20 protein-coding genes are annotated in these 21,682 nt (G+C 70.6%); 2 read left to right on the forward strand and 18 right to left on the reverse strand.

What is annotated here, in order from left to right:
- From AC07RM_RS24630 to AC07RM_RS24700, 15 genes are all read right to left on the reverse strand, one after another.
- The gene (locus tag AC07RM_RS24630) at positions 1 to 615 is read right to left on the reverse strand and encodes a flavin reductase family protein (RefSeq protein WP_495336237.1); all 615 of its coding nucleotides are present in this window, start codon (positions 613 to 615) and stop codon (positions 1 to 3) included.
- Between the two features lie 59 nt (positions 616 to 674).
- Positions 675 to 2,240 (reverse strand): TerC family protein, encoded by a 1,566-nt coding sequence (locus AC07RM_RS24635; RefSeq protein ID WP_495336394.1) that lies wholly within the window; start codon positions 2,238 to 2,240, stop codon positions 675 to 677.
- A 269-nt stretch (positions 2,241 to 2,509) separates the two neighbouring features.
- On the reverse strand, positions 2,510 to 3,139 hold the full coding sequence (locus AC07RM_RS24640) for a hypothetical protein (protein WP_296791758.1): 630 nt from the start codon (positions 3,137 to 3,139) through the stop codon (positions 2,510 to 2,512).
- Between the two features lie 19 nt (positions 3,140 to 3,158).
- On the reverse strand, positions 3,159 to 4,754 hold the full coding sequence (locus tag AC07RM_RS24645) for a vWA domain-containing protein (RefSeq protein WP_495336238.1): 1,596 nt from the start codon (positions 4,752 to 4,754) through the stop codon (positions 3,159 to 3,161).
- The gene (locus tag AC07RM_RS24650) at positions 4,751 to 6,016 is read right to left on the reverse strand and encodes a toxic anion resistance protein (RefSeq protein WP_296781397.1); all 1,266 of its coding nucleotides are present in this window, start codon (positions 6,014 to 6,016) and stop codon (positions 4,751 to 4,753) included. Before AC07RM_RS24650 ends, AC07RM_RS24645 begins: the two co-directional genes overlap by 4 nt.
- A gap of 13 nt (positions 6,017 to 6,029) precedes the next feature.
- A complete protein-coding gene (locus tag AC07RM_RS24655) occupies positions 6,030 to 7,154 on the reverse strand; it encodes a hypothetical protein (RefSeq protein WP_495336239.1) in 1,125 nt (374 codons plus the stop codon).
- Positions 7,155 to 7,258: 104 nt separating this feature from the next.
- Positions 7,259 to 8,734: an N-acyl-D-amino-acid deacylase family protein gene (locus AC07RM_RS24660; protein ID WP_495336240.1), complete on the reverse strand. Its 1,476-nt coding sequence runs from the start codon at positions 8,732 to 8,734 to the stop codon at positions 7,259 to 7,261.
- A complete protein-coding gene (locus tag AC07RM_RS24665; protein WP_495321799.1) occupies positions 8,731 to 9,642 on the reverse strand; it encodes a MurR/RpiR family transcriptional regulator in 912 nt (303 codons plus the stop codon). Before AC07RM_RS24665 ends, AC07RM_RS24660 begins: the two co-directional genes overlap by 4 nt.
- Before the next feature lie 11 nt (positions 9,643 to 9,653).
- Positions 9,654 to 10,955, reverse strand: a complete 1,302-nt coding sequence (locus tag AC07RM_RS24670; protein WP_495336395.1) for an amino acid deaminase — start codon at positions 10,953 to 10,955, stop codon at positions 9,654 to 9,656.
- A 2-nt stretch (positions 10,956 to 10,957) separates the two neighbouring features.
- Complete coding sequence (locus AC07RM_RS24675; RefSeq protein ID WP_495336241.1) at positions 10,958 to 11,938, reverse strand: ABC transporter ATP-binding protein; 981 nt, start codon at positions 11,936 to 11,938, stop codon at positions 10,958 to 10,960.
- Positions 11,935 to 12,972 (reverse strand): ABC transporter ATP-binding protein, encoded by a 1,038-nt coding sequence (locus AC07RM_RS24680; protein ID WP_495336242.1) that lies wholly within the window; start codon positions 12,970 to 12,972, stop codon positions 11,935 to 11,937. The genes AC07RM_RS24675 and AC07RM_RS24680 overlap by 4 nt, the downstream gene beginning before the upstream one ends.
- Positions 12,972 to 13,811 carry an ABC transporter permease gene (locus tag AC07RM_RS24685; protein WP_495336243.1) on the reverse strand — a complete coding sequence of 280 codons (840 nt, stop codon included), beginning with the start codon at positions 13,809 to 13,811 and terminating at the stop codon, positions 12,972 to 12,974. Before AC07RM_RS24685 ends, AC07RM_RS24680 begins: the two co-directional genes overlap by 1 nt.
- A 3-nt stretch (positions 13,812 to 13,814) precedes the next feature.
- The gene (locus AC07RM_RS24690) at positions 13,815 to 14,771 is read right to left on the reverse strand and encodes an ABC transporter permease (protein WP_395348616.1); all 957 of its coding nucleotides are present in this window, start codon (positions 14,769 to 14,771) and stop codon (positions 13,815 to 13,817) included.
- The gene (locus tag AC07RM_RS24695) at positions 14,768 to 16,024 is read right to left on the reverse strand and encodes a lactonase family protein (protein ID WP_495336244.1); all 1,257 of its coding nucleotides are present in this window, start codon (positions 16,022 to 16,024) and stop codon (positions 14,768 to 14,770) included. The genes AC07RM_RS24690 and AC07RM_RS24695 overlap by 4 nt, the downstream gene beginning before the upstream one ends.
- Positions 16,025 to 16,043: 19 nt before the next feature.
- On the reverse strand, positions 16,044 to 17,615 hold the full coding sequence (locus tag AC07RM_RS24700) for an ABC transporter substrate-binding protein (protein WP_296791779.1): 1,572 nt from the start codon (positions 17,613 to 17,615) through the stop codon (positions 16,044 to 16,046).
- 204 nt (positions 17,616 to 17,819) lie between these two features.
- On the opposite strand from AC07RM_RS24700, the gene AC07RM_RS24705 reads away from it, so the two are divergent.
- Positions 17,820 to 18,209 carry a RidA family protein gene (locus AC07RM_RS24705; protein WP_057597741.1) on the forward strand — a complete coding sequence of 130 codons (390 nt, stop codon included), beginning with the start codon at positions 17,820 to 17,822 and terminating at the stop codon, positions 18,207 to 18,209.
- Between the two features lie 31 nt (positions 18,210 to 18,240).
- Here the strand turns inward: AC07RM_RS24705 and AC07RM_RS24710 are convergent, their stop codons facing one another.
- A complete protein-coding gene (locus AC07RM_RS24710) occupies positions 18,241 to 18,855 on the reverse strand; it encodes an ATP-dependent Clp protease proteolytic subunit (protein WP_371268941.1) in 615 nt (204 codons plus the stop codon).
- 90 nt (positions 18,856 to 18,945) lie between these two features.
- On the opposite strand from AC07RM_RS24710, the gene AC07RM_RS24715 reads away from it, so the two are divergent.
- Entirely contained in the window at positions 18,946 to 19,728 is a 783-nt protein-coding gene (locus tag AC07RM_RS24715) for a sigma-70 family RNA polymerase sigma factor (RefSeq protein WP_495336245.1), read from the forward strand.
- A gap of 7 nt (positions 19,729 to 19,735) precedes the next feature.
- On the opposite strand, the gene lolD is transcribed toward AC07RM_RS24715, so the two are convergent.
- Together lolD and AC07RM_RS24725 are read right to left on the reverse strand one after the other, a co-directional pair.
- Positions 19,736 to 20,413: a lipoprotein-releasing ABC transporter ATP-binding protein LolD gene (gene lolD, locus AC07RM_RS24720; protein WP_296738152.1), complete on the reverse strand. Its 678-nt coding sequence runs from the start codon at positions 20,411 to 20,413 to the stop codon at positions 19,736 to 19,738.
- Positions 20,406 to 21,662, reverse strand: coding sequence for a lipoprotein-releasing ABC transporter permease subunit (locus AC07RM_RS24725; protein ID WP_093351829.1), 1,257 nt, complete (start codon positions 21,660 to 21,662; stop codon positions 20,406 to 20,408). The genes lolD and AC07RM_RS24725 overlap by 8 nt, the downstream gene beginning before the upstream one ends.
- Between the last annotated feature and the right edge of the window lie 20 nt (positions 21,663 to 21,682).

A 21,682-nucleotide genomic window follows, 5' to 3' on the forward strand; every position in this document is an offset into this window, starting at 1 on the left:
TCAGCGCCCGGCCTGCGGCAGCGGCTTCGCGTCCACCGCCTCGCCATCGACGATGAAGTGCCCGCCTGCCACGTGGTGCAGCGTGCGCAGTTCGTCGTGGCCCTCGAAGTGCCAGCGGCCGTTCGAGAACACGCGCGCGTCGGCCTGGGCCGCGATCACCTCGCCGAGGAACAGGTCGTAGCGCTGCTGGATCGGCGGCTCGGGCAGCAGCCGGCATTCGAGCCAGGCCGCGCAGCCCTCGAGCAGGGGCGCCTCGGTGGCGCTGCCCGCGAAGCTCTGCAACCCGTAGGCCTCGAACTTGTCGCGGCCGTCGCGCTCGACCATCTCGCGGCCCGAGCTGCTGCCCAGCGCCTCGGTCAGGTCGAGCTGCGCGCGCACCGGCACCTGCAGCGCGAAGCTGCCCGCGCCCTCGAGCAGCACGCGGGTCCAGGTGCTCTTGTCGAGCACCACCGCCACCTTTGGCGGATCGAAGTCCAGCGGCATGGCCCAGGCCGCCGCCATGATGTTGCGCCGGCCCGCATGGGCCGCGCTCACCAGCACCGTGGGGCCGTGGTTGAGCAGGCGGTAGGCCTTGGCGAGGGGAACGGGCTGGCGATGGGCGGCGTTGGAGGTCATGCGCGGAGCGGATCGGAAAGCGGAAGGCGCCAGCCTATCAAAGCGGCGCCCTGCGCGCTTCAGGCCTCGGGCAACGCCACGGGCACGCGCCGCACCGCCACCTCGCGGATGCGCTGCGCATCCACGCCGGTGACGACGAATTCCCAGCCGTCGTGCACCCAGGTCGCCTCGGCCGCGGGCAGCCCGCCGAAGCGGTCGAGCAGCAGCCCCGCCACCGAGGTGTAGCTGTCGTCCTCGCTCGCCAGGCCGTTGGTCTGCAACGCCTGCTCGAGCAGGTGCGGGTCGGCGCTGCCGGCCACGGTCCAGGCCTCGGGGCCGGTCTGCTGGATCTCGAGCGCCTCGTCCTCGTCGGGGAACTCGCCCGCGATCGCCTCCAGCACGTCGATCGGCGTGACCACGCCGGTCAGGGTGCCGTGCTCGTCGGCCACCAGCGCGAGCTGGCCGCGCGCGCCGCGCAGGGTGTCGATCAGGCGGATCACGCGCGTCGACTCGGCCACGTAGATCGGCGCGCGCAGGCCATGGCCCTCGTCGATGCGGCCGTGGCGCAGCAGCTGGCCCAGCAGGTCCTTGGCGCGCGCCACGCCCACCACCTGGTCGAGCGAGCCGCGGCACACCGGGAAGATGCCGTGCGGCGTGTCGAGCAGCTGCTCGCGCAGCGCCTCGGGATCGTCGTCGAGGTCGACCCAGGAAACGTCGGCGCGCGGCGTCATCACCGAGCGCACGTTGCGCTCGGCCAGCGAGAGCACGCCGCTGACCATGTTGCGTTCCTCGATGCCGAAGGCGGGCTCGGCCTCGGGCGCATCGGCATCGGCCGCATCGCTGCCCACGGGCACCGGCTCGCCGCGCGTGCGGCCGCCGAGCATGCGGATCACCGACTCGGCCGTGCGCTCGCGCAGCGGCCGGCGCGCCTCGTGGCGCAGCGCATTGCGGCGCACCCACTGGTTGAGCGCCTCGATCAGCACCGAGAAGCCGATGGCGCCGTAGAGGTAGCCCTTGGGAATGTGGAAGCCCAGGCCCTCGGCCACCAGGCTCAGGCCGATCATCAGCAGGAAGCTCAGGCACAGCACCACCACCGTGGGATGGGCGTTGACGAAGCGCGTCAGCGGCTTCGAGGCCCACAGCATGATCGCGATCGAGATGATCACCGCGGCCATCATCACCGGCAGGTGGTCGACCATGCCGACGGCCGTGATCACCGCGTCGAGCGAGAACACGGCATCGAGCACCACGATCTGCGCCACCACCACGCCGAAGCTCGCATAGGCCGCGCTGCCGGTCACGGCATGGCTCACGCCCTCGATGCGCTCGTGCAGCTCGGCCGTGGCCTTGAACAGCAGGAACAGGCCGCCGAACAGCAGGATCAGGTCGCGCCCCGAGAAGCCCTGGCCGAACAGGCTGAACAGCGGCGTGGTCAGCGTCACCAGCCACGAGACGATGGACAGCAGCCCCAGGCGCATCAGCAACGCCAGGCTCAGGCCGATGAGCCGCGCGCGGTCGCGCTGGTGCGGCGGCAGCTTCTCCGCGAGGATCGCGATGAAGATCAGGTTGTCGATGCCCAGCACGATCTCGAGCACGACGAGCGTGAGGAGACCGATCCAGACGGCGGGGTCGGACAGCAGTTCAATCATGGAAGGTGGCGCGCGAGCGCAGGCGGCCCGGCATGGGGCGAACCATGGCGGGCGATGAAGGGGGATTCGGGAGGAGAGAAGCAGCCGTTGGACGCGGCGGAGGCCGTGTCGGGGGCGGGGACAGCACGCGCGGACAGCGGCGGCGAGGAAGCGGGAGGCTGGCGCAGGCCAGCGACGGACTGGGAGGCTCGGAGGAGGAAGTCACCCGCGCAGTCTATCGAAGCCCGCGCGCGGCCCCACGTTTGCAAGGGCTTTGCCGGCGCGGCTCAGCCCTCGAGGAAATCGGGCTGCCTGAACTTCTTCTCGAGGAACTGGCCGTTGGCCACCAGCGCCGCGGCATCGCTCGCGGCCAGGTTGGCGACCACCTCGCGCAGCTTGGCATCGAGCAATCCGAGCTGCTCGCCGAGCAGCTGGCGCGCGGTCTTGCCGTCCTTCAGCGGCTGCGTGACGCGAAAGGCCGGCGGCAGCGCCACGTAGTTGGCCAGGGTCTCGGGCAGGTAGCGCAGCACGGTCTCGCGCACGGTGAACAGGTCGTCGCCGCCGGTGCCGGCATCCATCAGTTGCGGCAGCACCTCGACCACCAGGCCGCGCACGCTCTCGAGGCTGTGCCGCATGTCCTCGGTGAGGTGCGGCGAGGCGCGCGCGACCACCTGTTCGAGCCGCCGCAGCGTCTCCTCCAGGCTCAGGCTGTCCTCGATGCGGCGCTCGAGCTCGGGCGCGCGCCGGCCCAGCAGCCAGCCGCCGACATAGAGGCCGGCGGTGATGGCGAGCCAGCCGCGGTCGATGACGCCCGCGAACAGCAGCGCCGGACCGGCCAGCGCGAGCGCGCAGCCGAGGATGTTGCCGTTGCCGTAGAGGAACAGCAGCGCGCGCAGCTTCAGCGAATGCCGCGCCACGTCGGACCTTTGCGCAGGCTCACTGGTAGCCCCGGATTTCCTTGAACACCTGCGCCAGCACCAGCCGGCGGCCGTCGAACTCGCGTCCGCCCGAGGACTTCGCGAGCTGGTGCATCTCGGCCGCGTTGCCCTCGCCGAACAGGATCGGGAAGATGCGCGCCGGCAGCCCGTTCGCATAGCGTGACTGGAACTCCTCGGGATTCAGGCCCGCGTTGTTCTGGCCGTCGGTCAGCAGCACGATGCTCACGAAGCGATCGGGATCGCTGCGCTGCTCCTCGCGCGCGAGGTCCTCGGCCACGGCCAGCGCGGAATAGATGGCGGTGCCGCCGTCGGCCTTCATCGCGTCGGCCTGGCGGCGCAGCTCCTCGCGCGCGGCGCCGATGCGCTCGGGCTCGAAGCGCACCCACACCGGTTCCGACACGCGCGTGGCGAACGGAATCAGCACCACCCGCTCGCGGCTCTGGAAGGCGCTGTAGCGCACGCTCGCCGCGGCGCCGGCCTCGGCACCCGACAGCCGCTTGAGCGCCTCGCGCATGGCTTCCAGGCGCTGCCCCTGCATCGAGCCGCTGAGGTCGAGCACGAAGATCGAGGTGGAGGGCTTGCGCCAGCGCGCCTGGTAGGTGCCGAGCACGGCATCGATCACCTCGAGCCGGTTCGGGAAGGACAGCTCCGACACCGCCGCCGTGGGCAGCGCGCTCGCGGCCTGCACCTCGGGATTGGCCGGGCGCAGGAAGGCGGCCGACAGCGCGTCGCGCTGGAACGCGGCCCCCTTCCAGGCCGCCACCAGCCGGTTGTAGGGCTCGCGCCGGGCCTCGTCGAGCAGCATCAGCGGATAGTCGGCCGAGATCATGCCGTCGCGCGGATAGATCGGCAGCAGCCGGTCGGCCGCGGGTAGCCGCTCGTTGAGGCGCAGGATCACGGCCTCGTAGTTGACCATCGCATCGATCGCCGCGGGATCGGCCAGGTAGGCATCGGCCAGCCAGCCCGAGCTGCCGGCCGTGAGCTTCTGGCCCGAGAGGAAGGCCTTGAGCGTCTTCTCGTCCACGTCCTGCGCCGTCAGGTCCTCGGTCTTGCCTGCGAGTGCCGAGGCGACCGCGAACAGCGCGCTCATGCCGGTGTTGGAACTGGTCGCGTTGGTCATGCCGTAGCGCAGCTGGCCCGTGCTCGCGGCCCGAGCGATGTCGGCCCAGCCGGGCGCGCGCTTGTCCCAGCCCAGCCGCGCGGCCTTGGCGGCCTTCACGCCGAGCGCGATGCGCGAATAGAAGAGCTTCTCGCGCGCCACCGCCGGTTTGGCGAGCGCCAGCGCGGGATAAGCGCCGTTGGGCGGCAGGATCGCATCGAAGCGCTCGCCGGCATTCACGCGCTCCACGATGTCCAGCGTGCCCGCGTACGACAGCTGCAGTTCCACCCCGGCGGCACGCGCGGCCTCGACCAGCGGCGCCTCGAGGTCCTTGAGCTCGGAGCCCGCGAGAACGGTGAAGGCGGCCGATGGCGGCGTGGCCTGCGGCGCGGCGGCGGTGGGCGTGGCAGCCTCCTCGCGGCCGCAGCCGGCCAGCCCGAGGGCCAGCGCCAGCAGCGCACCGAGCGCGAAGCGCCGCGCCGGCGCCAGGCTCACAGCACGACCCCGCCGCCCGCGGACGGCTCGCGCAGCGCGGCGGCCGAGGTCTCGCGGCGCGCGCGGTCGAGGTAGCCGCGGCTGCGCGCCACCTCGTCGCTCAGCGTGTCGACCGTGGTCTGCATCGAGTCGAGCGCCTTGAGCTTGAAGTCGGCGATCGCGTCCATGGTCTGGTAGATGTTGGCGAAGGCCTGCTGCAGCTTGGCGATCTCGATCGTGCCCGAGGCCGCCTGCTGGTGGATCTGGCCGGTCTGCTCGCGCAGCAACTCGCTGGTGGTGGCGATCAGGTTGCCGGTGGTGGCATTGAGCGCGCCGATCTGGTCGAGCACCAGCTTCTGGTTGGCCAGCGCCTGCGCCACGATCACCGCGGTGCGCAGCGCCGACACCGTGGTGGTGGTGGCGCGGTCCACGCCCTTGGTCAGCTCGAGGTTGTTCTTGCGGATCATGTCGAGCGCCAGGTAGCCCTGGATGTTGACCGCGAGCTGCGTCAACAGGTCGGTGACCTTCTGGCGCGCGTAGAACAGCATCTCCTCGCGCACCACGCGCGCCTTCTCGGGATCGGTGGCGTCGAACTCGCGCGCCTTGGCGTCGAGGCGCGCGTCGAGCGCCTTGCCGATGTGCACGTACTTCTCGAGCCGCTCCATCAGCGTCCAGAGGTTGACCTTCTCCTGCTCGATGGCCGCGTTGTCGCGCAGCAGCTCGTCCTTGCCGCGCTTGAGCGACTCGATGATCGCGTTGAGGTGCGACTGCGAGGACTGGTAGCGCTCGAAGTAGGCGACCAGCTTGTTGCCCAGCGGGATCAGGCCCAGCAGCTTGCGCGCCGAGAACAGGTCGCCCTGCTTCGAGGGATCGAGGTCCTCGACCTGGTGGCGCAGGTCGATCAGCGACTGGCCGATCTGCGAGCCCTGGCCGAACAGCCCGTTGCGCAGCGAGCCCACCGGGCGTTCGAGCATGCGGTTGGAGACCGAGGCCGAGGCTTCGATCTCCTTGCTGCCCATCGAGTGGATGCGCGCCACCGCTTCCTTGAACTGCGGATGCTGGCTGTCGTGCGCGGTGATGTCGTCGATGAAGCGATCGACCTGCGCATCGAGCTCGCCGACCTCCTCGGGCTTGAGCCGCACCCGCCCGCTGGCGGATTCGACCGGCACCGGCGCGACGGGCGCCGGCGGCTCGAGCACGAAGGACTGCGGCGGCTGCAGCACGTCGGGCGCTGCAACGGCGACCGCGGTGGCGGGAGAGGACTCGGGACGGGAAGTGTTCATGGGTTCCTCGGGTTCACTTGAAGCGGCCTTCGATGGCGGTGGTCATGCGTTCGAGCCATTCGAAGCTGGGCGGGTCGATCACGTCGACCAGCACGTCGGGCACCTTGACGCCGCGGCCGGCCCAGTTCTCCGGCCCCTTGGCCTCGCCACCGGTGCGAAAGCCGTATTCGTGCGCGAGCTCGCGCAGCTTGGGATCGTTCTCCAGCGCCGCGCCCAGGCGCGCGCCGCCCGGCGTGTAGGGCACCAGCACATGCTTCGAATAGACGGTGGGCCGCGGATAGAGCAGCACCATGTCGCCGCGCAGCCGGTCGGGATGCTTGAGCCAGAACTCCACCAGCTGCGATTCGTAGGCCACCAGCAGCGGCGCCTTGCCCATGCCGAGCGCGAGGTAGTCCTCGAACGGGCCGGCCGAGGACTGCTCCTGGAAGCCCTGGCGCAGGAACAGCGGCGCCACCGTCGGCAGCACGCGGTCCACGTCCTGCTGGCTCTGCACGATCTGCTGGCCGTTCGCGAGGTAGCTCGCCAGTGCCAGGTACATCGCCGCCGAGTTGGAGGTGCGCACGTCGGTCGAATTGATCAGCAGCGACTTGCTGGTGGAGAACGCGGCGCTGGCCTTGAGCTCCTTCCAGCGCGTGCCCTTCTCGATCATCGCCATCAGCTTGGGCAGGTCGACCACGTAGTAGAAGTCGCCCTGCTTCTCGGCCACGCCGTTGGCGATCAGGATCTCGGCGATCGGCCGCCAGCTCGCGAGCACGATCGGCGTGTAGAAGGGGTTGTAGACGTTGGGCGCCTTCGCCAGCTCCTTGAGCCGCTGCGCCGCCGGCGCGCCCGAGGGAAAGCCGAAGTCGAACTTGGCGGCGTCGTAGCGCTCGGCGATGGCGCGCGAGCCGGCCTTCTCCACCGTGACCGTGATGCCCTGCGCGGCCAGCGCCTGCTGCACGCGCTCGTCGGCGAAGAACGATTCCTTCTCGGAACCGATCAGCCCGCGCAGCGCCACATGGCGCGCCTGCTCGATCCGCGCGGCGTTGCCGGCCGTCGTGTCGTCGCGCACGCGCTGGTTCGAATACCAGACGCCGCCCGCGACCGCGGCCAGCAGAACCACGGCCAGCGCCGGCGCGATCAGTTTGCGGATTTCCAACGGTGCTGCTCCTCGGCCCCTTCATCGGGGTTCGAGGAACATCCTAGCCACGCAATATGACGGTTCGTGACAGTCCGATGACAGCCGCGGGGCGGCCGCCACGCTCAGGTGCCGCGCGTCAGCATGCGCCCCACGCGCGCCAGCACGCGCGCCTCGTCCACCGTCGCGCCGCCGCGGTAGGCCAGCACGCCGTTGACGAACACGCGCTCGATGCCCAGGCTCAGCCCCTTGGGCCGGTCGTAGGTGGCGGTGTCGGCGATGGTCTCGGGATCGAACACCACCACGTCGGCCATGTGGCCCGCGCGCAGCAGGCCGCGCTCGGCGATGCGCAGGTTGCGCGCGCTCATGCCGGTCATCTTGTGCACCGCCTGCTCGAGCGTGAACAGCCGGCGCTCGCGCCAGTAGCGCGCGAACACGCGGGGGAACGCGCCCCACAGCCGCGGATGCGGATGGCGGTCGTGCGGCAGGCCGTCGCTGCCGATCATGGTCAGCGGATGCGCGATCACGCGTTCCACGTCCTCTTCCTGCATCTGGAAGTAGCAGGCACCGCCGGGCTTCAGCCGCAGACAGGCCTCCTGCTCGCTCACGCCCCATTCGCGCGCGATGTCCGACACCAGCCGGCCGGTCATCTCGGGGTGCGGGTCGGACCAGGTCAGCAGCACGTCGATCACGCCGTCGACCAGGTCCTCGCGCAGCACGGTGGAACCGGCGACGTAAGGGTAGACGTCCATCGCGATCTTCTGGCGCTGCGCGAGCGACTCGATCAGCGGCAGCGTCTCTTTCGTGCGGCCCCAGTTCGCGGGCCCGGCGCACTTGTGGTGCGAGATCACCAGCGGCACGCCCGCGGCGAAGGCCGAGTCGCCGGCCTCGTGCAGCGCCTCGACGATCTGCTGCATCTCGCTGCGCAGGTGGGTGGCGTAGACGCCGCCATGGCGCGCGACCACGCGCGCGAGCGCGGTCACCTCCTCGGCGGGCGCGGCGAAGGCTTCTTCATAGAACAGGCCCGAGGACATGCCGTGCGCGCCCTCGGCCATGCAGGCATCGAGCAATGCTTCCATGCGCGCGAGCTCGTCGGGGTTCGCGGGCCGGTCGAGCGCCTCCATGGCGGCGAAGCGCAGGGTGGTGTGGCCCACCAGCGCGGCCACGTTGAGCGCGGGCTGCGTGGCGTCGACCGCGGCGCGGTACTCGGCCATGCTCGCGTGACGGAACGAATCGGCGCCCAGCAGCGTGAGCGGTGGCTTCGACTGCGGCGTGCGGTAGGGCGCGAGCGAGATGCCGCAGTTGCCCGTGACCACGGTGGTGATGCCCTGCGACACCTTGGGCAGGCACAGCGGGTCGCGCAGCACGATCGCGTCGTCGTGCGTGTGGGCGTCGATGAAGCCCGGCGCGATCACCTTGGCGCGGCAGTCGACGACCTCGACATCGGCCAATTCGAGGCCCTCGGGCAGGCGCGCGCGCAGGCCCTCGCCGAGCGCGAGGATGCGGTCGCCGCGCAGCAGCACGTCGCCGGGCCACGAGGGGCCGCCCGAGCCGTCGACCACGAGGCCGGCCTCGAGCAGCACGGCTTGGGGAGCGCTCACGATCGGCGTCCTTTCTCGTTGATGCCGCCGCCGTCCCAGCTCTGCAGCGGGTGCGTGGTAGCGTCGATGCCGTGGCGCTGGAAGGCTTCGCGCGCGCGCTGCAGGCGCTGCACCGCCGGCTCGCCGCGCCGTTGCGCGACCAGCACCGTGAGGATCTCGATCGCCGTGAGGTGCGTCAGGTAGGCATCGATGCCCACGTGCATCACGGCGTCGTCGGGCACCGAGAGCCCGAGCAGGAAATCGGCCTTGGCCGCGAGCGCGGTGCCGGGCCGCGTGAGCGCGACCACCTTGGCGCCCTGCCCGCGCGCGATGTCGACCGCGTCGAGCAGCGAGGGCATGCCGCCCACGTGCGAGATCGCGATCACCACGCCACCGGGGCGCTGCGCCGCGCCGGCCACCTGCTGCAGGTGGTAGTCGGCCCAGGCATTGGCCGACAGGCCGAGCCGGAACAGCCGCGCCTGCAGGTCATTGGCCATGAACCACGAGGTGGCGCCGGCGCCGTAGAGGTCGACGTGCGGCGCGGCCGCGATGGCCGAGACGGCGCCGTCGAGCACCTGCATGTCGAGCTGGCCGCGCACGCCCGAGACCGAGGCGGCCGCGCTGCGCGCGATCTTCGACACCACCTCGTCGGCGGCGTCCTCGATGTTGACGCGGCGGTGCAGCGGCGAGCCGCCGAGCGCGAGCTCCTGCGCCAGCGCGAGCTTGAACTCGCGCAGGCCCGCGAAGCCGAGGTCGCGGCAGGTGCGCATGATGGTCGGCACCGAGCTGCCGGAGCGCTCGGCCAGCGATTCGAAGCTCTCCTCGAGCACCCGGTCGGGGTCCTCGAGGATCAGGTCGAGGATCGCGCGCCGCGTGGCGGGCGCGCCCTCGCGGGTCTGCGCGATCTTCTGGAGCAGCGAGGGAGTCATCGGCCGCGCGGTCAGAAGTGCATCGCCACCGCGTCGCTCACGCGGTAGTCGTTCTCGACCACGGGCATCCAGTGCCACTTGTCGAAGGTGGTGCAGGGATGCGAGATGCCCAGGCCCACGCGGTCGCCGACGGCCGGCGCGCGCGCCTCCTCGTCGGCCTCCCAGCGCAGGTAGGCATGCTGGTCGTTGAGCGCGGTGATCTTCCAGCCCGCGGGCACGGCCTCGGGCGCCAGCACGCCGCGTGCCGCGCGCGCGATCGGCACCGGCAGCGAGAGGTCGAAGGAGATGTCGCGCTTGCCCACGGCCAGGATCGCGAGGCCGGGCTCGGGCCGCGACTGCACCGTGGCCCAGACCTCCATCGCGGGCACCAGGCTCTCGCCGCAATCGCAGCCCAGGCGCTCGTCGACCGCGCTGACCATGCGCTTGTAGAAGCCATGGTCGTGCGTGACGTAGCAGCCCGAGCGCAGCAGGCCGCGCACCGGCGACGCCAGCGCGGGCTTCAGCCGCCCGGCCACGAGGTCGAAGATCGCCGAGCCGCCGGCCGAGACCAGCACCTCGTCGGTCTCGAACAACTGCTGCGTGTCGCAATGGCGCGCCACCGCTTCCACACGGTCCATCAGGGTCGCGGCATAGGCCGCGTCGGGCTCGCTGGCGCCGGTGGCGCCCTGCCCTTCGTAGGTCTCGATGCCCACCAGCCGCACCGCGTCGCTCGCGCGCAGCCGCGTGGCGAGCGCCACCGCTTCCTCGTGCGTGCGGCAGCCGGTGCGCGCGCCCTGCACGCCGATCTCGAGCATGACCTCGAAGGGCACGCTGTTCGGGTGGCGGCGCGCCCAGTCCTCGATCAGCGCGAGCTGCGCCAGCGAATCGACCAGGAACACGATGCGCAGGCCCGCATGGTCGCGCAACAGCAGCTGGATGCCGGCCAGGTCCTCGTCGCTCACCACCTGGTTGGCGATCAGCGTGCGGCGCGCGCCGGCGGCCACGCCCACCGCGAGCTGAGTCACGGTGGCGAAGGTCAGGCCCCAGGCGCCGGCATCGAGCTGGCGCTGGAACAGCTGCGGCGACATGGTGGTCTTGCCGTGCGGCGCGAGGTCGATGCCCCATTCGCGCACGCGCGCCTGCATCCAGGCCAGGTTGTGCTCGAGCGCCTCGCGCTTGAGCACGGCCAGCGGCAGCGGCAGGTCGCCCGCGAGCACGTTCCAGCCCGCGGCGCCGATCTCGCTGCGCCGGCGCGGCGCCTGAGTGCGCGGATAGCCCTTGAAGCTGCTGCCCAGCAGCGGGTCGTCGAAGGAAGGAGCGGCGGTGTCGGTCATGGTCATGCGGCGATGGGGGAAAGCAGGTCCTTGCGGATGCAGGCGCTGTAGTGTCCGCTCGAAACCTGCTCGAGCGGCGGCACGGTCTGCGCACAGGCCTCGATGGCATGCGGGCAGCGCGTGCGGAACACGCAGCCCGAGGGCGGCGAGATCGGACTGGGGATGTCGCCCTTGAGCGCGATGCGCTCGGTGGCGAGCTCGGGATCGGGCTTCGGGCTCGCGGCCAGCAGCGCCTGGGTGTAGGGGTGCGAGGGGCGCGCGAAGAGTTCGTCGGTTTCCGCGACCTCCATCACCTTGCCCAGGTACAGCACCACCACGCGGTCGCACAGGTACTCGACCACGTCGAGGTCGTGCGAGATGAACAGCATGGTCAGGCCCAGGCGCTCGCGCAGGTCGGCCAGCAGGTTGATGACCTGCGACTGGATCGACACGTCGAGCGCCGACAGCGGCTCGTCGGCCACGATGAACTCGGGCTCCACCGCGAGCGCGCGCGCCACGCCGATGCGCTGGCGCTGGCCGCCCGAGAACTCGTGCGGGAAGCGGCTCGCATGCTCGGCGCGCAGGCCCACGGTCTCGAGCAGCTCGGCGATGCGCCTGTCGCGCGCGGCCGCGCCCTTGTGCAGGCCGTGCGTGGCCAGCGCCTCGCCGAGGATCGCGCCGATGCGCATCTTCGGGTTCAGGCTCGCGTACGGGTCCTGGAAGATGATCTGCAGCTTGCTGCGCAGCTTGCGCATGCGCTCGCCCGACAGCGCGCCGATGTCGTCGCCGCGGTAGAGCACCTGGCCCTCGGTGCGCTCGAGCAGGCGCAGCACGGTGCGGCCGATGGTGCTCTTGCCCGAGCCCGATTCGCCGACCAGGCCCAGCGTCTCGCCGGGCTGGATCGCGAACGACACGTCGTCGACCGCGCGCACGGGGCGTTCGCCGCTGCCGAAATACTTCTTGAGTCCGCGGACTTCGATGAGGGGGGAAACGACGGCGTTCATGCGAGCCTCGCGAAGTGGGCGTCGGGCTGCACGCGGGTGCAGCGGGCCTGGCGGTCCAGGCGGATGTCGATCAGCGGCGGCATCGCCGTGGCGCAACCGGCCTGCGCCTGGTCGCAGCGCGGCTCGAAGGCGCAGCCCGGCGGCGGCGCCAGCGGGCTCGACACCTGGCCGCGGATCGCGAACAGGCGCTTGGGCTTGGGCTGCCCCGGCTGGCGCGCCTTGCCCGGCAGGCAGGCCAGCAGGCCCTGGGTGTAGGGATGCTCGGGCTGTGCGAACAGCGGGCGCACCGGCGCGCTCTCGACCACGCGGCCCGCGTACATCACGACCACGTCGTCGGCATGGTGCGCGACCACGCCGAGGTTGTGCGTGATGAACAGGATGCTCATGCCGGTCTCGGCCTGCAGCCGGCGCATCAGCACCAGGATCTGCGCCTGGATGGTCACGTCGAGCGCGGTGGTGGGTTCGTCGGCGATCAGCAGCGTCGGGTCGCAGGCCATGGCCAGCGCGATCATCACGCGCTGACGCATGCCGCCCGAGAGCTGGTGCGGGTACTCGTGGAGGCGCTGCGCCGCGGCCGGGATCTCGACCAGGTCGAGCATGCGCTTCGCATGGGCCAGCGCGGCCTGGCGATCGAGCCCCTTGTGCAGCCGCACGCTCTCGGCGATCTGCTCGCCGATGGTGAACACCGGGTTCAGGCTGGTCATCGGCTCCTGGAAGATCATCGAGAGCTGGTTGCCGCGCAGCGCGCGCATCTCGCGCTCGGGCAGGGTCAGCAGGTCGACGGTCTTGCCTTCGCGCGTCACGAAGCGCGCGCTGCCGCTGACCTGGGCGTTGGCGGTCCTGGGCAAGAGGCGCATCAGCGTGAGGCTGGTGACCGACTTGCCCGAGCCCGATTCGCCGACCAGCGCGGTGGTCTTGCCGGGCTGGATCGCGAAACTCACGTCGGCCACCGAGCGGATCAGGCCGTCCTCGGTGGGGAAGCTGGTGCTCAGGCTGTCGACCACGAGGCGTGGGGAGGATGTGGCGGTCGTCATCACGCGGTCTTCTTGAGCTTGGGGTCGAGCAGGTCGCGCACGCCATCGCCGAGCAGCTGCAGCGACAGCGCCGTGAAGATGATCGCGAGCCCCGGGAACAGCACCACCCAGAAGGCCTGGTGCGCGTACTGCTGGCTGCCCGCGACCATGGTGCCCCAGGTCGGGATCTCGGGCGGCACGCCGACGCCGAGGAAGGACAGCCCCGCCTCGGCCAGGATCGCATAGGCGAAGATGAACGAGACCTGCACCAGGATCGGCGACATCAGGTTCGGCAGGATGTGGCGCCACAGGATGCGCGAGGTGCGCACGCCGAGCGCGCGCACGGCCTCGACGAACAGCAGCTCGCGCACCACCAGCGTGGAGGCCCGCACCACGCGCGCCACGCGCGGCGTGTAGACCAGCACCAGCGCCAGCACCGTGTTCATCAGCGAAGGCCCGAGGATCGCCACCAGCGCGATCGCCAGCAGGATGTCGGGGAAGGACATCATCGCGTCGACCACGCGCATCAGCGGCGCGTCGAGCCGGCGGAAGAAGCCGGCCATCAGGCCCAGCACGGTGCCCGCGACGACCGCACCCAGCGCGGTTAGCGCCGCGATCGCCAGCGAGTAGCGCGCGCCGTGCACGATGCGCGAGTAGAGGTCGCGGCCCAGCTCGTCGGTGCCCAGCAGGTGCTCGGCGCTCGGCGCCTTCAGGCGCTGCAGCACGGCCGTGTCGTTGGGATCGATGGAGGCGAACAGCGGCGCGCCGATGGCGAGGATGCCGATCGCCAGCAGCACCAGCGCGGACAGCATCACGATGCGGCGGTGCATCAGTTGGCGCAGCATTCTTGGCATCTGCATGGCTCAGACCTTCACGCGCGGATCGACCACCGCATACAGCAGGTCGATAGCGAAATTGATGAGCACGTAGATCGCGGCGATCACCAGCAGCGCGCCCTGGATCACCGGGTAGTCGCGCCGCAGCACCGCGCTGACCACGAGGTTGCCCACGCCCGGCAGGCCGAACACGGTCTCGGTGATGACGGCGCCGCCGATCATCAGCGCCACCGTCAGGCCGATCACCGTGACGATCGGCACCAGCGCGTTGCGCAGCGCATGCTTGAGCACCACCACCGTCTCGCTCAGGCCCTTGGAGCGTGCGGTGCGCACGTAGTCCTCGCCGAGCACGTCGAGCATCGAGGCGCGCGTGAAGCGGATGATGAGCGCGGAGTTCAAGAGGCCCAGCACCGCGGCCGGCAGCACCAGCGAATGCAGCCGCTCGGCCAGCGCCGCGTCGGGCGCGCCGTAGCCCGAGACCGGGAACCAGCCGAACGAGACCGCGAAGATCTGGATCAGCACGATGCCGAGCCAGAAGCTCGGGATGCTCGCGCCCAGCATCGCGATGCCGGTGAACAGCTGGTCGACCGCGCGGCCGCGGAACACGGCCGAGACGATGCCGCAGGGCACGCCGATCAGCGCGGCGATGGCCACCGCCATCAGCGCGAGCAGCGCGGTGGGCTCGGCGCGCTCCCACAGCGCCTGCGTGACCGGGCGCTGCAGGAAGATCGAGGTGCCGAGGTTGCCTTGCAGCACCTCGCGCAGCCAGTAGCCGAACTGCACGGGCAGCGGCTTGTCGAGGCCGTACTCCTTCTGCACGCGCGCGATGTCGGCCGCGGTGGCCTGGTCGCCCAGCAGCACCGAGACCGGGTCGCCCGAGGCGGCGCGCGTGAGCACGAACACCAGCACCGCCACGATGGCGAGCACGATGAGCATGCCGCCCGCGCGCGAGGCGATGTAGCGAAGCGAGGCGTTCTTCTTCATGCCGAGAACTCGATCGCTGCCGCGCTGCCCACCGCCACGTACTGGCCGGTGAACGCGATGTCGCCGTTCTTCACGCGGAAGACCGTGACGTTGTCGCCCTGCTTGTTGTGGCAGACGTAGAGGAAGCGCCCGCTCGGGTCGAGCGTGCAGCTGCGCGGGTAGTTGCCGCGCGTCCATTCCTCGCGCACCAGCGTGGGCGCACCGGTGCGGGCATCGATCGCGAACAGCGAGATCGAATCGTGCAGCCGGTTGAGCGACACGAAGTGCCGGCCGCCGGGCAGCATGCGGATGCCCGAGGCATAGCTGGTGCCCTTGAAGCCCTTCGGCAGCGCCGAGGTCTCGCTCACGGGCGCGAGCACGCCGGTGGTGTCGTCGTAGCGCATGAAGGCGATGGTCGACGCCTCCTCGTTCACGAGGTAGAACCAGCGGCCGTTCGGATGGAACACGAAGTGGCGCGCGCCCGAGCTCTCCGACACGGCCACCGTGCCGGGCTGGCTGAGCACGCCGGTCGCGCGGTCGAAGCGGTAGGAGATGACGCGGTCGAGCCCCAGGTCGGCCACGAGCACGAAGTTGCCCTTGGGATCGGCCTGCACCATGTGCGCATGCGGGCCGTCGTGGTCGGAGGTGGCGAAGCCCTCGTGCGCGCGCGCGGCCGCCGGCACCACGTCGGCGCCGGGCTTGCAGGGCGTGGCGCCGCAGGCGGCCGCGTCCGGGTAGACGACGGCGGCACGGTCGGCCTCGAAGCCGCCGTCGGCGCGCAGCGCGATCACGCTGACGTCGCCGCTCGCGTAGTTCGCGGTGAACAGGAAACGGCCCTCGGGATGCACGCTGAGGTGCGCCGGGTCCTTGCCGCCGCAGGGCATCTCGGCCACGAAGGACAGCGCGCCGTTCGCGCCGATGCGGAAGGCCGAGACCGAGCCGGCCTCGAACTCGTTGGCCGCATAGAGCAGCGGCAGGCTCGGATGGCGCGCGAGCGAGGCGGGGTTGCGCAGCTTCGCGCCCTCGCCCTGGCTCGCCACCGCGGGCGGCGCGCCGGGAATGGGCGTGAGCGCGCCGGTCGCGCCGTCGAGCACGAACTGGTGCACGCCCAGGCCGCGCCCGCCGCGCCACGGCTTGCCGCCGTCGCTGTAGGTGCCGACGTAGGCGTACACGGGCCCCGGCGTGGCGGCCTGGACGGTAGAGGCCGTGAGGCCCAGGGCTCCGAGACCGGAGGCCCATGCGGTGGCTTGCAGAAGCTGGCGACGCGATGGCATGACGGGAGTCCTCGTGGCCTTACTTGATCTTCGCGTTCCAGAAGAACGGCCAGGTCGCGGGCTGGTAGTTGTCGAGCGCCGGGCTCCTGGCCGACAGGCCGTTGAACTTGCCGACGTTGATGTACGGCACCTCCTCGTAGACCACCTGCTGCACCTTGCCCCACAGCGCGCCGCGCCTGGCCGGATCGCTCTCGACGTTGAAGGCCTGCAGCGCCGCCTTCTTGGCGGGCGTGTCCCACCAGCCGGGCGCGCCGTCGCCGAGTTGCGGCGGCGAGAGCATGGGCTCGGGGAACTGGCCCGAGTGGGTGACGTAGATGTCCCACAGCTTGGCGTCGTTGCGGCGCTGCACCAGCGTGGCCCAGTCGACCACGTTGAGGTCGACCTTGAAGCCGGCGCGCTTGAGCTGCTCGGCCATCAGGAGCGACATGTTGTAGTGGAAGTCGTACTGGCGGCTCGTGAGCACGCGGATCGGCTCGCCCTTGTAGCCGGCCTTGGCCGCGGCCTCCTTGGCCTTGGCGGCGTTGCGCTGGTTGTACTGGTCGGCGCCGGCCGTCGAATAGAAGGGCGAGCCCTTCGGGAAGTGGTTGGCCTCGGCCACGAAGAAGCGCGTGTCGCCGAAGCCGGCCGCGAGCATCTCGCCCTCGCCGAGCGCGGTCTGGATCGCCTGGCGCACCGGCTGGCTCGCGGCCACGCCTTCCTTGGTGTTGAGCACCAGGTAGGGGAAGCCGAACGAGGGCGTCATGATCGGCACCGTCTTGCCGCCCGACTTCTCGAGGCGCGGCAGCGCCTCCACCGGCAGCAGGTCGGCGAAATCGTACTGGCCGGCCAGCGCGCCCTCGACGCGCGTGCTGGCATTGGGCACCGGCACGAAGCGCAGTTCCTCGATCGCCGCCTCGCGCTTGCCGCCGTAGCCGCTCGCGGGCTCCTTGCGCGCCGCGTACTTGTCGAAGCGCGTGAGCAGCACGAACTGGTCGGGCCGGCGTTCCTTGAACTTGTAGGGGCCGGTGCCGACGAAGTCCTTGAGCGGCGAGGCGATCGATTCCTTGGCCATGATCGCGGCCATGCCGCTGGGCAGCGCGAGCTGCGACAGCAGCGGCGCATAGGGCTCCTTGAGCACGATCTCGACCGCCAGCGGGCCCTTGGCCTTGAGGCTGTCGATCTCCTTGCCCACGGCCTTGCCGCGCGGCGACTGGTCCATCCAGCGCTGCAGGCTCGCGACCACGTCGTCGGCCGTGAGCTCGCGGCCGCTGTGCAGCATCACGCCCTTGCGCAGCGCGATCGCGTAGGTCTTGCCGTCGGCCGAGATCTTCGGCATGCCCTCGGCCAGCATCGGCACCACGTTCCACTTGGCGTCGAAGGTGTAGAGCGTCTCGTAGACGTGCTGCATGATGGTTCCGACCAGGTCGGCGGTCGAGGCCATCGGATCGAGCGTCTGCGGCTCGGCCACCATCGCCAGCGTGGCGAAGTTGCGCGGACCCTGCGCCTGGGCGTTCAGCGGCGCCACGGCATACAGCGCCGCGAGCAGGGTGGCACCCAGAAGGGTGCGCTTCGACAGCATGGGCAGGCGCGGGAAAGAGCCGGCGTGGGGCATGGAGTTCTCCTTCATGGGGCGAGACGCGTTTGTGAAAAAAACTTTCTTTGCGGGCCGCACTTTGAAGCAGTATCTATGCCAAATCATCCGTGAAAACCCTTGATTCAGCGTTATCACTGAAATAGATTTTCAGTTTCGGCCGATACTGGCGGCCGTTTTCACCCCCTCCCCTTTCATTTCCCTTCTTCAGACAGGAGCTCGTCCATGCCTCTCGAATACCTCGGCGCCCCGCCCACCGCTTCCGACCGCCAGGTGCGTCCCTTCTCGCCGGCCGTGCGCGCGGGCGACTTCATCTACGTGTCGGGCCAGGTGCCGGCCAATGCGCAGGGCGAGATCGTGGCCGGCGGCATCGAGGCGCAGACGCGCCAGGTGATGGAGAACCTGAAGACCGTGCTCGCGCTGGCCGGCGCCACGCTCGACGACGTCTGCAAGACCACCTGCTGGCTCGACGACGCGCGCGACTTCGGCGCCTTCAACCGCATCTACATGAGCTACTTCGGCGAGAACAAGCCCGCGCGCTCGACCACCGAGGCGCGGCTGATGGTCGATGCGAAGGTCGAGATCGACGTGGTGGCGTACAAGCCGAAGGCTTGAGCGGCCAGGACCAGGACCAGGATCGAGGCGCTCAGCCGCGCAGCTCGCTCTTGCGCTGCACGATGCGCGAGACCAGCCCGTAGTCGACCGCCTCCTCGGCCGACAGCCAGCGATCGCGCTCGATGTCGGCCAGCACCACCTCGATGGGCTTGCCGGTCTCGCGCGCGATCTCGTGCGCGATGCGCTGGCGGGCCTTGACGATCTCCTGGGCCTGGATCGCGATGTCGGTGGCCTGGCCGCCGGCCCCGCCCGAGGGTTGGTGGATCAGGAAACGGGTGTTGGGCAGGCACACGCGGCGCTCGCGCGGCGCGGCCAGGAACAGGTGGGTGGCGGCGCTGCCGACCCAGCCGGTGCCGATCATGTGCACCGGCGCGGCGATGAAGCGCACCACGTCGTGGATCGCATCGCCCGATTCGAGGTGCCCGCCGGGCGAGCTCACGAGGATGTCGATGGGCTTGTCGGCGCTGTCGGCGTCGAGCGCGATCAGCCGGCGCGTGACGTCGGCGGCCACGGCGTCGGTGATGCTGCCGAAGATCAGCAAGGTGCGCGAACGGAAGGCCTTCTCCTCGAGGTAGGAATTGCGCGGCTCGGCGGTGGCGGCCGGGCGGGTGTCGTCTTCGGATTCCATAGCGAACATGGCGGTCATGGGAAAGCTCCTGCGGGTTGGACGGTTCGAACTGTCTTGACGAACAAGCCCACGCTTTCGTGACATCGCCGGTCGTGGCAAGCTGCGCCGATGCTCGACGAACGCTATCTCTCGCAATTCCCGGCCCTGCGCGGCCGACTGGTGCGCGCGGCAGCACGGCTGCTCGGCGGCACGGCGCAGGCCGAGGACCTGGTGCAGGACAGCTACCTGCGCGCGCTCGAGGCCGGCGAGCACGCCGGCATCGGCACCGCGCAGGCCTGGCTCACGACCGTGATGCAGCACCTCGCGATCGACCGGCTGCGGCGCGAAGGCTGGATGCGGCGCTGGCTCGACGAGGCCGGCTCCACGCCGGAGACGGCGGAATCGGCCGAAACCGAGGCCGTGCGCGCCGAAGAAACAGGCCAGGCGCTGCGCCTGCTGGCCGAGCGGCTGAGCCCTGCCGATGGCGCCGCGGTGCTGCTGCGCGAGGTGTTCGAGGTCAGCTTCAAGGAACTGGCCGAGGCCACGGGCCGGACCGAGGCCGCCTGGCGCCAGCAGATGCACCGCGCGCTGCTGCGACTGCGCGAGCCCCGCGAGAAGGCACCCGACAGCACCGGACGCGACGCCGTCTTCCCGCTCTACCAGCAGGCGCTGCGAGATGCCGATGCGCGGCTGCTGTTCGCGATGCTGCGCCAGCCGCCGGCACGGGCGATCGGGCTGTCGGCCCATGCCGCGCCACCGCCGGCCTCGGGCTCGCCGCGCGCGGCCTGCCAGGTGGTGCAGATCGGCGGTCGGCTCGGGTTGGTGCTGACGCTGGGCGGGAAGCTGTTGTGCGTGCTGCCGCTGGAGGCGCGGCAGGCAGCGCAGGAAGAAGCGGAAGCGCTGCCGCTCTAGGACGGGCTCAGCCCGCCAGCCGCCCCGCCACCAGCTGCAGCACCCGGTCGCAGCGCCGCGCCAGGTCCTGGTCGTGCGTGACCATCACGAAGGCCGTGCCATGGCGGCGCGCGAGGTCGAGCATCAGCTCGAACACGGTGTCGGCGGTGCTGCGGTCGAGGTTGCCGGTGGGCTCGTCGGCCAGCACGCAGGCCGGCTGCGTGACCAGCGCACGCGCGATCGCCACGCGCTGGCGCTCGCCGCCCGACAGCTCGGCCGGCCGGTGGTGCAGCCGCTCGCCCAGGCCCACGCTCTGGAGGATCTTCGTCGCCGACTGCGCGGCCGTGGCCGGGTCGACGCGGCGGATCTTCAGCGGCATCGCCACGTTGTCGAGCGCGCTGAACTCGGGCAGCAGGTGGTGGAACTGGTAGACGAAGCCCAGGTGCAGGTTGCGCAACCGGCCCTGCTCGGCGGGGTCGGCATGCGCGATGTCCTTGCCGAGCAGCTCGACATTGCCCGAGGTCGGCGAATCGAGCCCGCCCATCAGGTGCAGCAGCGTGCTCTTGCCCGAGCCCGAGGCGCCGACGATGGCCAGCGTCTCGCCGGCATGCACGTCGAGGTCGATGCCGTGCAGCACGGTCAGGTCGAGGCGCCCTTCGTGGAAGCGCTTGGTCAGACCGCGCGCCTTCAATACGACTTCACTCATAGCGCAGCGCCTCGGCGGGGTTGACGCGGCTGGCGCGCCAGCTCGGATACAGCGTGGCCAGGAAGGCCAGCACCAGGGAGATGATCGCGATCGGCATGATGTCGCTGCGCTGCGGGTCGCTGGGCATCTTGCTGATCAGGTAGATGTCCTTGGGCAGGAAGCTCGCGTGGAACAGCTGCTCGAGGAAGGGCACGATCACGTCGATGTTGTAGGCGATGCCCAGGCCCAGCAGCAGCCCGGCCACGGTGCCGATCACGCCCACCATCGCGCCCTGCACCACGAAGATGCCCATGATGCTGCGCGGCGAGCTGCCCAGGGTGCGCAGGATCGCGATGTCGGCGCGCTTGTCGGTCACCGTCATCACCAGCGTCGACACCAGGTTGAACGCGGCCACCGCCACGATCAGCGTGAGGATGATGAACATCATGCGTTTCTCGACCTGCACGGCCGCGAACCAGGTCTTGTTCTGGCGCGTCCAGTCGCGGATCAGGAACTGGCCCGGCAGCGAGACGGCCATCTCGTCGGCCACGTCGCGCGCCTGGTTGAGGTCCTTCAGGCGGATGCGGATGCCGGTCGGGCCCTCGAGCCGGAACACGCGCGCCGCGTCCTGCTCGTTGATCAGGGCCAGCGCCGAGTCGTATTCGTAGTGGCCCGAGTCGAAGGTGCCGACCACGGTGAACTGCTTGAGGCGCGGCACCACGCCGGCCGGCGTGACCTGGCCGCCCGGCGCCACCAGCGTGACCTGGTCGCCGGGCTGCACGAACAGCGAGCGCGCCAGCTCGCCGCCCAGCACGATGCCGAACTCGCCGGGCACCAGCTTGTCGAGCGTGCCCTTGGGCGCGGCGGCCGCGATGTCGGTGACCTCGGGCTCGAGCTTGGGCTCGATGCCGCGCACCAGCGTGCCCTTCATGTCCTCGCCGCGCGCGATCAGCGCCTGGGTCGCGATGAAGGGCGCCGCGCCGACCACCTCGGGGTACTTGCGCGCGGCCGCCATGATGGTGTCGAGCTCGGGCAGGGCCTGGCCGTCGCGCGAGATGATCTCGATGTGCGAGACCACGCCCAGCATGCGGTCGCGCACTTCCTTCTGGAAGCCGTTCATCACGCTCAGCACGATGATCAGCGCGGCCACGCCGAGCGCGATGCCGAGCATCGAGACGCCCGAGATGAACGAGATGAAGCCGTTGCGCCGGGTCGCCCGGCCCGCGCGCGTGTAGCGCCAGCCGAGCTGCAGTTCGTAGGGGAGTCGCATCAGGTCTCCTGCGGCGCTCG

It is taken from the genome of Variovorax sp. GW821-FHT09B05, from assembly GCF_059418265.1.

Bases quoted from the DNA above. Each gene is read 5' to 3' on its own strand.
- AC07RM_RS24630 (WP_495336237.1), bottom strand. From the start codon at position 615: ATGACCTCCAACGCCGCCCATCGCCAGCCCGTTCCCCTCGCCAAGGCC.
- AC07RM_RS24650 (WP_296781397.1), bottom strand. From the start codon at position 6,016: ATGAACACTTCCCGTCCCGAGTCCTCTCCCGCCACCGCGGTCGCCGTT.
- AC07RM_RS24665 (WP_495321799.1), bottom strand. From the start codon at position 9,642: ATGACTCCCTCGCTGCTCCAGAAGATCGCGCAGACCCGCGAGGGCGCG.
- AC07RM_RS24670 (WP_495336395.1), bottom strand. From the start codon at position 10,955: ATGACCGACACCGCCGCTCCTTCCTTCGACGACCCGCTGCTGGGCAGC.
- AC07RM_RS24675 (WP_495336241.1), bottom strand. From the start codon at position 11,938: ATGAACGCCGTCGTTTCCCCCCTCATCGAAGTCCGCGGACTCAAGAAG.
- AC07RM_RS24680 (WP_495336242.1), bottom strand. From the start codon at position 12,972: ATGACGACCGCCACATCCTCCCCACGCCTCGTGGTCGACAGCCTGAGC.
- AC07RM_RS24685 (WP_495336243.1), bottom strand. From the start codon at position 13,811: ATGCAGATGCCAAGAATGCTGCGCCAACTGATGCACCGCCGCATCGTG.
- AC07RM_RS24690 (WP_395348616.1), bottom strand. From the start codon at position 14,771: ATGAAGAAGAACGCCTCGCTTCGCTACATCGCCTCGCGCGCGGGCGGC.
- AC07RM_RS24695 (WP_495336244.1), bottom strand. From the start codon at position 16,024: ATGCCATCGCGTCGCCAGCTTCTGCAAGCCACCGCATGGGCCTCCGGT.
- AC07RM_RS24700 (WP_296791779.1), bottom strand. From the start codon at position 17,615: ATGCCCCACGCCGGCTCTTTCCCGCGCCTGCCCATGCTGTCGAAGCGC.
- AC07RM_RS24705 (WP_057597741.1), top strand. From the start codon at position 17,820: ATGCCTCTCGAATACCTCGGCGCCCCGCCCACCGCTTCCGACCGCCAG.
- AC07RM_RS24710 (WP_371268941.1), bottom strand. From the start codon at position 18,855: ATGACCGCCATGTTCGCTATGGAATCCGAAGACGACACCCGCCCGGCC.
- AC07RM_RS24715 (WP_495336245.1), top strand. From the start codon at position 18,946: ATGCTCGACGAACGCTATCTCTCGCAATTCCCGGCCCTGCGCGGCCGA.
- lolD (WP_296738152.1), bottom strand. From the start codon at position 20,413: ATGAGTGAAGTCGTATTGAAGGCGCGCGGTCTGACCAAGCGCTTCCAC.
- AC07RM_RS24725 (WP_093351829.1), bottom strand. From the start codon at position 21,662: ATGCGACTCCCCTACGAACTGCAGCTCGGCTGGCGCTACACGCGCGCG.